14 protein-coding genes are annotated in these 10502 nt (G+C 61.1%); 3 read left to right on the top strand and 11 right to left on the bottom strand.

What is annotated here, in order from left to right:
* From AC1D1X_RS07610 to AC1D1X_RS07590, 5 genes are all read right to left on the bottom strand, one after another.
* Nucleotides 1-407: histidine phosphatase family protein (locus AC1D1X_RS07610; RefSeq protein WP_477698073.1), on the bottom strand; the 407-nt coding region annotated here is incomplete at its 3' end.
* Between the two features lie 146 nt (nt 408-553).
* The gene (locus AC1D1X_RS07605; protein WP_477670046.1) at nt 554-1174 is read right to left on the bottom strand and encodes a DUF4136 domain-containing protein; all 621 of its coding nucleotides are present in this window, start codon (nt 1172-1174) and stop codon (nt 554-556) included.
* A gap of 53 nt (nt 1175-1227) precedes the next feature.
* Nucleotides 1228-2178, bottom strand: a complete 951-nt coding sequence (gene ttcA / locus AC1D1X_RS07600; RefSeq protein WP_477670047.1) for a tRNA 2-thiocytidine(32) synthetase TtcA — start codon at nt 2176-2178, stop codon at nt 1228-1230.
* 20 nt (nt 2179-2198) lie between these two features.
* Entirely contained in the window at nt 2199-2570 is a 372-nt protein-coding gene (locus tag AC1D1X_RS07595; protein WP_431094939.1) for a dihydroneopterin aldolase, read from the bottom strand.
* Between the two features lie 54 nt (nt 2571-2624).
* Nucleotides 2625-3398: an SDR family oxidoreductase gene (locus tag AC1D1X_RS07590; RefSeq protein ID WP_457282902.1), complete on the bottom strand. Its 774-nt coding sequence runs from the start codon at nt 3396-3398 to the stop codon at nt 2625-2627.
* 64 nt (nt 3399-3462) lie between these two features.
* Here AC1D1X_RS07590 and AC1D1X_RS07585 point away from each other — a divergent pair, with 64 nt between their 5' ends.
* From AC1D1X_RS07585 to AC1D1X_RS07575, 3 genes are all read left to right on the top strand, one after another.
* Nucleotides 3463-4581 (top strand): class I SAM-dependent methyltransferase, encoded by a 1119-nt coding sequence (locus tag AC1D1X_RS07585; protein WP_477670048.1) that lies wholly within the window; start codon nt 3463-3465, stop codon nt 4579-4581.
* 38 nt (nt 4582-4619) lie between these two features.
* Entirely contained in the window at nt 4620-4814 is a 195-nt protein-coding gene (locus tag AC1D1X_RS07580) for a DUF2905 domain-containing protein (protein WP_477670049.1), read from the top strand.
* Nucleotides 4815-4988: 174 nt separating this feature from the next.
* A complete protein-coding gene (locus tag AC1D1X_RS07575; RefSeq protein ID WP_477670213.1) occupies nt 4989-5915 on the top strand; it encodes an ROK family protein in 927 nt (308 codons plus the stop codon).
* Nucleotides 5916-5936: 21 nt separating this feature from the next.
* On the opposite strand, the gene mdtD is transcribed toward AC1D1X_RS07575, so the two are convergent.
* The 6 genes from mdtD to rplM all read right to left on the bottom strand — a co-directional run bounded on the left by mdtD (nt 5937) and on the right by rplM (nt 10240).
* Nucleotides 5937-7358 (bottom strand): multidrug transporter subunit MdtD, encoded by a 1422-nt coding sequence (mdtD, locus tag AC1D1X_RS07570; protein WP_477670050.1) that lies wholly within the window; start codon nt 7356-7358, stop codon nt 5937-5939.
* Nucleotides 7359-7482: 124 nt separating this feature from the next.
* Nucleotides 7483-7848, bottom strand: a complete 366-nt coding sequence (gene erpA, locus AC1D1X_RS07565) for an iron-sulfur cluster insertion protein ErpA (RefSeq protein ID WP_122955163.1) — start codon at nt 7846-7848, stop codon at nt 7483-7485.
* A 167-nt stretch (nt 7849-8015) separates the two neighbouring features.
* Complete coding sequence (locus tag AC1D1X_RS07560; protein ID WP_457282898.1) at nt 8016-8417, bottom strand: bactofilin family protein; 402 nt, start codon at nt 8415-8417, stop codon at nt 8016-8018.
* 53 nt (nt 8418-8470) lie between these two features.
* Complete coding sequence (locus AC1D1X_RS07555; RefSeq protein ID WP_477666786.1) at nt 8471-9178, bottom strand: DUF6776 family protein; 708 nt, start codon at nt 9176-9178, stop codon at nt 8471-8473.
* Nucleotides 9179-9408: 230 nt separating this feature from the next.
* The gene (rpsI, locus tag AC1D1X_RS07550) at nt 9409-9801 is read right to left on the bottom strand and encodes a 30S ribosomal protein S9 (protein ID WP_007867568.1); all 393 of its coding nucleotides are present in this window, start codon (nt 9799-9801) and stop codon (nt 9409-9411) included.
* Between the two features lie 10 nt (nt 9802-9811).
* Nucleotides 9812-10240: a 50S ribosomal protein L13 gene (rplM, locus tag AC1D1X_RS07545; RefSeq protein ID WP_007867557.1), complete on the bottom strand. Its 429-nt coding sequence runs from the start codon at nt 10238-10240 to the stop codon at nt 9812-9814.
* Between the last annotated feature and the right edge of the window lie 262 nt (nt 10241-10502).

Here is a 10502-nt window from a genome sequence, read left to right as displayed (position 1 = left end):
GCGGTAGTGACCACACGACTACGCAAATCGAGCAATGATTCACCGCCAGCGGGCGCAAATTCCGGGTCCCGCTTGCGCCATCGCATCGACTGCTCGGGCAGCAGCGCCTCGATCTCCGAAAAGGTTTTCCCTTCAAAGTCGCCGAAGCCGCGCTCCCGCAGGCCTTCCTCACGCGTCACCTCGATGCCCAGTGCACGGCCCAGGTACTCCGCGGTTTCCCAGGCGCGTGTCAGATCGCTGGCGTAGATGGCGGTGATGGGTTCCTCGGCCAGCGCGAGCGCCATGCGCTCAGCCTGCCGGCGTCCAATGTCATTGAGGGGAATGTCCAGATGGCCCTGGATGCGGGTATCCACATTCCAGGTGGTCTCCCCATGCCGTATGGCAATAACGCGCGTCACTTCAGTCATGACACACCAACACGAAGGGGGTAATAGAAGCGAGAAGCGGTGCTAAGCCAGCCAGGGCCGCGGAACCGGCTTTGCCGGGCCGCAGGCGCAGCGGCCCCCCCCGGGGGGCAGCGTAGTACGCGAAGCGACAAGCGTGGGGGCCACATCTACCTTGGGATCTCCACATTGATGCGGCGTGTCCCCGGCGGCGGCTGCGGGAAGCCGCGCAGTGCCGAGTCCAGCATGGCGGGCAGCACCGCCGGGGTGTCCGACCAGACGCCGTCGTGCAGGGCCCGTGTTTCATAGGCGACCTGGTTGGTGCGAAGGTCGCGCATCACGATGCTCAGCTCGCGCTTGAAATAGGTCGGCTCCGAGATTCCGCCGCCGATTGGGAACGACAGGCCGACCCCGACGCCGCGGCTACCGCCGCCCATGAACACACCGCTTCCAAACCCAAAACCGCCGTAGGGACTGTAGCCATAGGGGCCGCGGTCGATGATCTGGGTGTTGGCCACAATCTGCACGCTGTAGCGTGCGGCGGGCGGATTGAGCTCCATTCCCACCTTGGCCAGGGCGCTGCGCGCCATGCCCTCGAGGGCCTCCTGCGGCGAACCCGGGGCCTGCTGGGAGGGCAGGCGCTCAAAGCGGTAAGGTGTGCCCGGCGCCGGCGGCGCGCCGTTCCAGTTGTAGAAGGCAGTGACATCACTGTCGACCAGGCGCACGGTGGAACAACCCGCCATGACAAAAGCCATGGCAGCCATGAAGAAAATCGCGAACGCACGTTTCATGAGACCTCCAAAGCAATGAGTTGTTGAAAAACGAAGAACGCTGAAAAAACCAGTCAACCGGAATGAACACCGATCACGGACAATCCCGGAGGCACCGGCTCCCGGAACTCCTCAGTGTCAAAAGCCTTGTCGCCTTCCGGGTCGGCAATGCCCGTTGTCTTGATGCCCTTGAAATCGTGGCGCTTGTTGTCCATCAGGTGCGAAGGCACGATGTTTTGCAGTGACGCGAACATGTTTTCCAGCCGGCCGGGGAATTTTTTCTCCCATTCGCGCAGCATGTTGCCGACCTGCTTGCGCTGCAGGTTTTCCTGGCTGCCACACAGCGTGCACGGGATGATGGGAAATTCGCGCACCTGCGCCCAGCGCGTCAGGTCTTTCTCGGTCACGTAGGCCATGGGGCGGATGACGACGTTCTTGCCGTCGTCGCTCACCAGCTTGGGCGGCATGCCCTTGAGCTTGGCCGCAAAAAACATGTTGAGGAAAAACGTCTGCAGCATGTCGTCGCGGTGGTGGCCCAGCGCAACCTTTGTACAGCCGAGTTCACCCGCGACACGGTACAAAATGCCGCGGCGCAGGCGCGAGCACAGCGAGCACAGTGTTTTGCCTTCGGGGATCACGCGCTTGACGATGCTGTAAGTGTCCTGGTTTTCGATATGGAAGGGTACGCCAAGCTTGCCGAGATAGTCCGGCAGGATGTGCTCCGGGAAACCGGGCTGCTTCTGGTCGAGGTTGACGGCCACCAGTTCGAAATTGATGGGCGCTCGCTTTTGCAGCTTCAGCAAAATGTCGAGCATGGCGTAGCTGTCTTTGCCGCCCGAGACGCACACCATGACCTTGTCGCCCTCTTCAATCATGTTGAAGTCGACGATGGCGCGGCCGACTTCGCGGCATAGGCGTTTTTCCAGTTTGTGGTCTTCGCGCTCGATCTTCATGCTGTTTTGCACGCGCGCGGAGCTTTCCTGCTGCTCGTGTTCCGCGACAGCATCTTCCCAAACAGCACTCATATCATTCACTCCCATATCGTTCACCACTGTCCCGTCTCGATGCGAATGGCTACTTCGCAGTCGTCAAAAATTTCAAGTTTGGCGATCTTCACCCGCACGCCCAGCACGCCGGGCAACTTCATCAGCCGGTGCGCCAGCTTGCCGATCAGGCTTTCCAGCAAGTTGACGTGTTCCGAGGTGCATTCGGTGATGATGATCTGCCGCACCTTGCGGTAATCCAGCACATGGTGGATGTCGTCGTCATGGGGCAGCAGCGGCTGTGTGCCCAGGTTCAGTTCGGCATCGACCTGGATCGGTTGCGGCGCGGTTTTTTCGTGATCCAGAATGCCCAGGTTGGCGTCAAAGCGCAAACCGGTGAGATTCAGGATCTGGGTGCCCCGGGAATTGAACATGGTGCCAGTCTGTAGTGGGTCAGTTGTGGTGATGTGTAAGCCGTTGCCGATGGCTTACATCAGCGAAAAATCGCGCTCGAACTTCATCAGGTGCTGGCCGCCATCCACCAGCAGCGTGGTGCCGGTGATGGAGCTGTTCTCCAGTGCAAACTTCACCGCGGCCGCCACGTCGGCCGGGGTGGACGACCGGCCCAGCGGCGACAGCTTGTGGCGGGCCTCGAATTGTTCGTCGGTGAGCAGGTGGCTGGTCAGCGTCAGTCCCGGCGCAACGCCGACCACACGAACCTGCGGCGCCAGCGCCAGCGCCAGCATGGTGCCGGCCGCTTCCAGCGCGGCCTTGGAAAGCGTGTAGCTGAAAAAGTCGGGGTTCTGGTTCCAGAGCTTCTGGTCCAGCAGGTTGACGACGGCCCCCCTGGCACCGCGCGAGGCCACATGCGCATGCAGGGCCTGGGCCAGCACGATGGCGGCGCCGGTGTTGCTGTGCAGATGCCGGTCCATGGCGGCGAAACCGAAACTGGCGGCGCTGTCTTGTTCAAAGGTCGAGGCGTTGTTCACCACGGCATCGACCTGGCCCATGCGCTCGACCACGGCCGGCAATAGGCCGCGCACTGCCGTTTCGTCGTTTAAATCCGCATGAAAAGCGGCTGCAGCGCCCGACAGTTGTGCGCAAGCAGCTACTGTTTTAATAGCATCTTCCTCGGAGCTGCGGTAGTGCACCGCCACCTGCCAGCCGCCGGCCGCGAGCGCCAGCGCGATGTCGCGGCCCAGCCGCCTGGCGGCGCCGGTCACGAGGACAACGGGTCGGGATGATGGCGGGGTTGGGGTCATGGGTGGTGAGGGTTGGCAAAAAAGGTCGGGGACGTATCGCCGACAATTGCAGGCGGTGACAAACATGACCCAGACGACCAATCCCCCTATTTTACCGACCGGCCTCGCCGACCACATCGCCAGGGCCATTGACGCTGCCGGCGGCTGGATCGGGTTTGACCGTTTCATGGACATGGCGCTTTACACGCCCGGCTGGGGTTATTACGCCAATGCCTCGCGCAAATTCGGCCTGATGCCGCAGTCGGGCAGCGATTTTGCGACGGCCCCGGAGATGTCCGCCCACTTTGGCCGGGCGCTGGCCAGGCAGGTGAAAGAAGCCCTTGCGGCAACCGGCACCACGGAAATCTGGGAATTCGGCGCCGGCTCGGGCGCCCTGGCGCACCAGTTGCTGGATGCGCTGGGCGACTCTGTCACGCAGTACCGCGTCGTCGATTTGTCGGGCAGCCTGCGCGAGCGCCAGCAGGAACGGTTGCAGGCTTTTGCCGGCAAGGTGGACTGGGTAGCGGAGCTCCCGGCGCAGATGCGGGGCGTGGTGGTGGGCAACGAAGTACTGGATGCCATGCCGGTGAAGCTGCTCGCGCGGCTCAACAACACCTGGCATGAGCGCGGCGTGGCCCGCCTTGAGGGAGGATTTGTCCATGCCGACAGCCCGACCGATCTCCGGCCTCCCATTGAAGTGGAAGGCGAACACGATTACGTCACAGAAATCCATCGGCAGGCGGAAGGCTTCATGCGGACACTGGCCGACCGGCTGGACGCCGGCGCTGTGTTCCTGCTCGACTACGGCTTTCCCGAACACGAGTACTACCATCCGCAACGCAGCATGGGCACGCTGATGTGCCACCGTGGCCACCTGGCCGATGCCGATGCGCTGGCGGACGTGGGCGACAAGGACATCACGGCGCATGTCAACTTCACCGGTGTTGCCCTGGCAGGGCAGGAAGCCGGCCTGCAGGTGCTGGGCTACACCAGCCAGGGGCGGTTTTTGCTCAATTGCGGCTTGCTGGACGGCATGGAAAACGCCAGCCTGCCAGACCGGGTGATGTTGCAAAAGCTGGTGAACGAGCATGAAATGGGCGAACTGTTCAAGGTGATCGGCTTTGCGGTGGATTCTCCGGACGCTCCTTATTCAGGATGGGAAGCATCGGGGTTTTCTCAGGGCGACAGAAGCCACACCCTGTAGGGCCCCCGCGCCACAATGCCCTATATGAAAGCACCTCCATGATTCGCTGGATGATCGTGATTTTCCTGATCCTGGTGGTCATCAGCGGCCTCACGCCCTGGCTGCACAAGCTGGGCTTCGGCAGGCTGCCAGGCGATTTCCGCTTCAGGCTATTTGGCCGGGAATGGTTTATTCCATTGGCGACCACGGTGTTGCTAAGCCTGATCGCCACGCTGGTTGCCAAACTCATATGAAACAAATCACGCCAAAAGACTACGCGCACCCCTTCTGATGACAGATAGCATCTATCCTCAATGCGCATTGACTGATCCATCCATCGGCCCACCTCTGGAGACCCGGCCTTGAACGCAAACTCCCCCTTCCCGATACCCGCTCAGATTCCCGTGCTGCCCAAGGGCTCCGCACCCTTGCTGTGCGTTGACGTAGGCGGAACCAAGGTGGCCGTCAGCGTGGCCGATGAGCAAGGCGTGCGGGGCCGGGTGACCGAAGCCACCGTTAAACAGGGCAGCCGCGACGCCCTGGGCCAGCAGGTTCTGGCGTTGATGGCACGCAGCTGCGCCGAGGCGGGCATCGATCCCTCAGCCGTTTCGGCAGTGGGCGTCGCATCGTGCGGACCGTTTGCGCTGCACGACGGCCTGATCGAGCTGACAACCCCCAACATCTGCGGCGGCATGGCCGGCAAGGCGCGTGGCCTGCCCAACGACTGGCTCAGCGTGCCGCTGGAAGCACCGCTGCGCCAGGCCTTTCCCAACGTACGCGTAGAAAACGACGGCATCGCCGCACTCGAGGCCGAGCGCCGCTGGGGCGCCCTGCAGGGTCTGGAGCACTGCGCTTATGTGACCTGGAGCACCGGCGTCGGTGTTGGCCTGTGTGTTGATGGCCGGGTGCTGCACGGCAAGCACGGTAATGCGGGCCACGCCGGCCACATGTTTGTGAGCGACAGCCATGACGCACTGTGCGGCTGCGGCAATATCGGCGACCTGGAAGCCTTGGTGGCCGGCAATGCGATAGAGCGGCGGTTTGCCGGCGCGGGCCACGCCGGCGCGATCAACCTCTTTGCCGCCGCGCGCGCGGGCGATGCCAGCGCAACGGTGATGGTCGACGAGCTTTGCCGGGTGATGGGTCGCGCCCTTTACAACCTTGTGGTCACGCTGGATCTCCAGCGCATCAGCCTCGGAGGGAGCGTGTTCCTGAATCACCACGACTATCTTTTGCCGCGCCTTCGGGCCCAGATACAGGGCAAGCTGCCGGCCCTCACGGATGGCGTTGAACTGGTGACGGCCGGGCTGGGCGAACGGGTCGGGGATTTTGCAGCTTTGGCACTGGTGAGTTGACGCGACTGCCGGCAGAAAAAACTAGCCCTGCCCCGAAGCCTCGGTCGCTTCAGCCTTCTTCACCACCCTCACCTGCGGCGACAGCTGCCAGAAAATCCCCGCTGATGCCAGCGTGATCAGCCCCATCGCGGCGAACGTCGCCTGGAAGGAGTGCAGCGTCTGCACGGCCTCGCCGGCACCAAAGAAGCCCGTGAAAGCGGCCAGCACCGCGCCCGCTGCGGCCACGCCCATGCTCATCGCCAGCATCTGCACCATCGACAGCAAACTGTTGCCGCTGCTGGCCATGCTGCTGTCCAGGTCGCGCAGGGTCACGGTGTTCATCGCAGTGAATTGCATCGAGTTGACCGCGCCAAAACATGCCAGCTGGAGGATGTGCAGCCACAGCGGCTGCGCCGGTGTCACGAAAGCAAAACTCGCCATCGTCAGGCCCACCATCGCGGTGTTCGTCACAAGCACCCTGCGATAGCCGTAGCGAGTGATCAGCGGTGTGGTGAAGCGCTTGACCAGCATGCTCGCCACGGCAACCGGCACCATCATCATCCCCGCCTGCAACGGCGAATAGTCCAGGCTGACCTGCAGCAGGAGTGGCACCAGGAAAGGCATGCACGAGCTGCCCAGGCGTGAGAACAAATTGCCCAGCAGTCCGATGCTGAGCGTGGGAATCGAGAACAGCCGCGGCGAAAACAGCGGGTCAGGGCGTTTGGCGGCATGCAGCCAGTACGCGGTAAGGCTGGCCATGCCGAACACCAGCAGCACCAGCACGCTGGCCTGTTTCAGGCCCAGGCCCGACAGCCCGTCCACCGCCAGCGACACGGCCACCATGCCGAAGGCCAGCAAAAGGTAGCCCGGCAGGTCGAAACGCGGCATTTGAAGCCGCGGGTTGTCCTCCATGTAGAAAAGCGTCGCCACGCAGCCCAGTACCCCCACCGGAATGTTGATGAGGAACACCCAGTGCCAGGAAGCCACCTGGACCAGCCAGCCGCCCAGCGTGGGCCCGATCAGCGGGCCAACCAGGCCCGGAACGGCAATGAAGCTCATGGCCTGCAAAAAGCGCTCGCGCGGAAAGGCGCGCAGCACGGCCAGCCGGCCCACCGGCAGCAGCAGCGCCCCGCCCATCCCCTGCACCACCCGCGCCGCCACCAGCTGCATCAGGTTGCCGGACAGCGCGCAGGCGATGGAGCCAATGACGAACAGCGAGATCGCCCCCACATACACCCGCCGCGTGCCAAAGCGGTCGGCGATCCAGCCGGACGCGGGGATCAGCATGGCCATGGTGAGGGAATAGGCCACCACCACCGACTGCATGCGCAAAGGGCTTTCGCCAAAGCTGCGGGCCATGGCCGGCAAGGTGGTGTTGACGATGGTGGCGTCCAGCGTCTGCATGAAAAAGCCGATAGCTACCAGCCAAAGCAGCATGCGCAATGATTTTTCTTCTGCCTGCATGGATAAGAGATGCGAAAGTGCGAACTTGGTTCACCGCATGGGAAATCAAGAAGACAAGAGGATGGCCGGACAGCAAAAAGCCGCCCCGAAGGCGGCTTTTAAAGCGAAAGCGTTGAGTTCCGCCTCAGGCCGAGAAGCTGGATCCGCAGCCGCAGGTGCTGGTGGCGTTGGGGTTCTTGATGACGAATTGCGCGCCTTCAAGGTCGTCCTTGTAGTCGATTTCGGCGCCCACAAGATACTGGTAGCTCATGGCGTCGATCAGCAGGGACACGCCATTTTTGGTCATGGTGGTGTCGTCTTCGTTGGTGATTTCATCGAAGGTGAAACCGTACTGGAAACCGGAGCAGCCCCCGCCCTGCACAAAGACGCGCAGCTTCAGATCCGGGTTGCCTTCTTCGGCGATCAGCTCAGCCACTTTGGACGCGGCGCTGTCGGTGAAGACAAAGGGCGCGGGCATTTCGGTCTGGATATTTTCGGCAACGGCACTCATGGGGACTCCAATACATAAAGCGAATCAGGGTTCGCGATTCGAGGCTTTCAAGCCTCTGGCGACACTTATGGCAAATAGTACAGCAATTCAATCAACCATAACGCCCATGCGTGTTAGGCCCGGCGGTCTATTTGTGAGCGCTTACTCGCCCAATTCACCCCCACCAATCAGATGTTGTTGGCGGCCAGTTTGAGCGTGGGTTTTTCTTCTAGTTCCGCGTGGCTTGTAGCGCGCAACTGTCCGAAGATGACGGCGCCCTGGTGCATTTCAAGCGCCTTGTAAGACACGTCGCCCTCGATTTTGGCTTTGGGCTGCAATTCAAGCAGCTCGGATGCGTGGACAGGGCCCATCACCCGGCCATTGATGATCACATGGTCGGCATGAATATGGCCGGTCACGGTGGCGGACTCGCTGATCACCAGAATGCTGGAGCTGCCTTCGGCGGCGCGGATGTCGCCGATCACTTCACCGTCGATCCGCAGGCCGTCGGTGAATTTCAGGTTGCCCTCAATGCAGCTGCCTTGGGCGATCAGGCTTTTGATGGGCGGCTGCTTCTTTTTTCCAAACATACAAAGGTTCCTGTGCTGGGGTGGCGGTGGAAGGGGAAATCGGGGAGAAATTCTCAAAGCTTGAAGGTCTGGGCAGATCTGACCGCTGTCCCCTCAATGACTTTAGCTGTAACTGTTTGTACCATGGCTTGGGGGGGCAAGTCGAGGACACCTTCCACACGAAGGTACTGTTTGAACTGTAAAGTTTGCGGTCCGCCGGGCAAAGTCATCGTCCAGGGTTTTCCGTCCTGCGTGCCATGAACCGTCAGGTCAAGTTTCCCGTTGAAATTAGGCGCACCTTTGACGGGCTGGATCACCAGGACCTGCCATTTGAGCTGGGTTCCCGACAATACCTCGGCCTGCAGGCTGCGGATGGCGACAACCTCGGCGCTGCCAGCCGGCAAAAGCTTCTGAAAAAATCCCAGGTCGTCGCGCAGGCTGCGGTTGTCGCTCTCCAGCTGCCGGATCTGGCTCATCATCTTTTCCTGCACCGCTTTTTCGGCCGTGAGCAGGCTGCCTGAAGTATTGGCAATCGATTGCGCCCTGTCGCGGTCTGCACGCAAAGTGACCACTTCCTGACGCAACACGCTGATCTCTTCCCTGGCATCGGTATCCACGCCCGCAATCCCCTTGCCGAACTCGAAGGCCCAGAGGGCGACCGCTGCGGAAAACCCCAGCATCAGGGCACCGGCGATCCACCGCAAGGGCCAGGGGAGCGAGCTGCGCACCGACATGCGCGGGGAGCTGATCGTCAGCCGGCGGCGAAACAGGCGAAATTTCAAATCGGGGACCCTGCAGTTTTCGGTTCGAGGAGCTGCATTGTGCACGCAGACATCCGCTGAACCGCCCGATTCAGCCGTAAAGCCGGGTAAGGCTTTGCATCAGGAAAACTAAACGCTTACAAAGCATTGACAGGACGTTGCGGTCGCCACACAAATGCTTCGGCCATGAAAAAAGCCGCCGGGTAAACCAGGCGGCTTTTCGGGGACAGCGAAAGCGGCTAAATGTCGATTTAGCGCTTGCTGAACTGCTTGCGGCGGCGAGCTGAGCGGAAACCGACTTTTTTACGTTCGACTTCACGTGCATCGCGGGTCACAAAGCCAGCCTGGCTCAGGGCCGGCTTGAGCGTTGCGTCGTAATCGATCAGCGCACGGGTGATGCCGTGGCGCACTGCGCCGGCCTGGCCGGACTCGCCGCCGCCGTGGACGTTGACCATGATGTCAAACGTCTCGACGTGGTTCGTCAGAAACAGGGGTTGGCGGCAGATCATGATCGAGGTTTCACGACCGAAGAACACCTGGATGTCACGGTCATTGATCGTGATCTTGCCGGTGCCTTTTTTGATAAACACACGGGCGACGCTGGATTTGCGACGGCCGGTGCCATTGTTCCATTCACCAATCATCAATGGCTCCTTAGATGTCCAGCACTTTAGGCTGTTGGGCGGTATGCGGGTGCTCTGCACCACCGTACACCTTGAGTTTCTTGATCATGGCGTAGCCGAGCGGGCCCTTGGGCAGCATGCCCTTGACGGCTTTTTCCAAAGCGCGGCCGGGGTGCTTGGCTTGCATGTCGCGGAAATTGGTGGCAGTGATGCCGCCTGGATAACCGGAATGGCGATAGTAGATCTTGTCAGTCGACTTGGCGCCGGTGACGCGCAGCTGGGCTGCATTGATGATGACGATGAAGTCACCGGTATCGACGTGAGGCGTATAAATGGCCTTGTGTTTGCCGCGCAAACGGAGAGCAACTTCGCTGGCTACTCGTCCGAGGACCTTGTCGGTCGCGTCAATCACAAACCACTCGTGCGTCACGTCAGCGGGTTTTGCGCTGAACGTTTTCATGAGTTTTCTTTCGAAAAAATGGTTTGTCGGGTTCTTTTCTGCGGTCGGTGTTCTTCTGATGAGAACCTCTTAGGCAGTATTTCAAGCTCTGCCGCGGAACCACTAGGCGCTGCAGAGCCCACGATTATATGAAAAATCAAGGACTTGCGTCAATATTCAGCCGGGTTTAAGGCATTTCCCCCATGCAAGAAGGTAGGATAGACCCATGTTTTCCTATCGCCACGCCTTCCACGCAGGCAACCACGCCGACGTGCTCAAGCAC

The organism is Polaromonas sp. P1_G4 (assembly GCF_056405475.1).
This window is presented reverse-complemented; position numbering and strand designations above follow the sequence as displayed.

Bases quoted from the DNA above. Each gene is read 5' to 3' on its own strand.
- AC1D1X_RS07560 (WP_457282898.1), bottom strand. From the start codon at position 8,417: ATGTTTGGAAAAAAGAAGCAGCCGCCCATCAAAAGCCTGATCGCCCAA.
- AC1D1X_RS07580 (WP_477670049.1), top strand. From the start codon at position 4,620: ATGATTCGCTGGATGATCGTGATTTTCCTGATCCTGGTGGTCATCAGC.
- AC1D1X_RS07595 (WP_431094939.1), bottom strand. From the start codon at position 2,570: ATGTTCAATTCCCGGGGCACCCAGATCCTGAATCTCACCGGTTTGCGC.
- AC1D1X_RS07590 (WP_457282902.1), bottom strand. From the start codon at position 3,398: ATGACCCCAACCCCGCCATCATCCCGACCCGTTGTCCTCGTGACCGGC.
- ttcA (WP_477670047.1), bottom strand. From the start codon at position 2,178: ATGAGTGCTGTTTGGGAAGATGCTGTCGCGGAACACGAGCAGCAGGAA.
- rpsI (WP_007867568.1), bottom strand. From the start codon at position 9,801: ATGATTGGTGAATGGAACAATGGCACCGGCCGTCGCAAATCCAGCGTC.
- rplM (WP_007867557.1), bottom strand. From the start codon at position 10,240: ATGAAAACGTTCAGCGCAAAACCCGCTGACGTGACGCACGAGTGGTTT.
- AC1D1X_RS07585 (WP_477670048.1), top strand. From the start codon at position 3,463: ATGACCCAGACGACCAATCCCCCTATTTTACCGACCGGCCTCGCCGAC.
- erpA (WP_122955163.1), bottom strand. From the start codon at position 7,848: ATGAGTGCCGTTGCCGAAAATATCCAGACCGAAATGCCCGCGCCCTTT.
- mdtD (WP_477670050.1), bottom strand. From the start codon at position 7,358: ATGCAGGCAGAAGAAAAATCATTGCGCATGCTGCTTTGGCTGGTAGCT.
- AC1D1X_RS07605 (WP_477670046.1), bottom strand. From the start codon at position 1,174: ATGAAACGTGCGTTCGCGATTTTCTTCATGGCTGCCATGGCTTTTGTC.